1 protein-coding gene is annotated in these 1,006 nt (G+C 42.3%); it reads right to left on the bottom strand.

Going from position 1 to position 1,006, the window contains the following annotated elements; genetic code table 11:
• The coding region (locus AACP56_RS17865; RefSeq protein WP_339340028.1) for an efflux RND transporter permease subunit at positions 1-1,006 on the bottom strand (1,006 nt) is incomplete at both ends.

The raw sequence follows: 1,006 nt of genomic DNA, 5'->3' as shown, positions 1-1,006 counted from the left end.
GATAATGCTTACCGCTTCCTTCATTTTATCAATAAGTTCATCCTTATCATCGGCAGACACCCATTCATCTTGGGGTTTTAGAATAACAAATACATCAGCGAAATCCATTGGCATCGGGTCTGTGGGCACTTCGGCCACACCGATACGGCTTACAATTTTCTCAACTTCCGGAAATTCGGCCTTTATGATACGCTCAACTTTAGTAGTGGTCTCAATCGTTTCGCTTAGTGAGCTTCCGGGTTTAAGTATGGTGTGAAATGCAATATCGCCTTCATCCAGTTGGGGAATGAATTCGCCACCCATTCTTGTAAACATAAAAACGGTTAGGGCAAATATGGCGACGGCAATACCCACAATCCATTTTCCCTTGTTTAAAGTCTTGACCAAAAGTGGTTCATACTTCCGCTGTACCCAATGCACGAAACGGTCGCCCCAAGATTTTTTTTCCGTCTTGGGTGGTTTTAAAAATAGTGCGGACATCATTGGAACGTATGTCAGGCAAAGAAACATAGCACCAATCATTGCAAATATGAATGTGAGCGCCATTGGTTTAAACATTTTGCCCTCGATGCCTTCCAAAGCCAGTATGGGCAAGAACACAATTAGAATTATCAATTGCCCAAAGAAGGCGGCATTCATCATTTTCTTTGATGCATTTGCGGCTATCTCATCACGTTTTTCCTTGTTTAAAGACTTCTTTTTTAGGATGTAGCTTCCCATTAAGAATACGCTGGCTTCCACGATGATGACCGCCCCATCTACGATGATACCAAAATCGATAGCACCTAAACTCATCAAGTTCGCCCATACGTCAAAAACGTTCATTAGTATAAAAGCGAACAATAGCGATAAAGGGATAGTCGAAGCCACAATAAGACCACCACGCCAGTTTCCTAAAAGGAAAACAAGTACGAAAATCACGATAAGCGCACCTTCGAGTAGATTGTTACGCACCGTGCCGGTTGTTTCACTTATAAGCTTACTTCTATCCAATAAGGGCTGAATG

Origin of the sequence: Croceitalea sp. MTPC6, assembly GCF_036985525.1 — a bacterium.
Taxonomy (GTDB): domain Bacteria; phylum Bacteroidota; class Bacteroidia; order Flavobacteriales; family Flavobacteriaceae; genus Croceitalea.
Note: the sequence above shows the minus strand (reverse complement) of the source record. Positions and strands in the feature narration are given on the sequence as shown.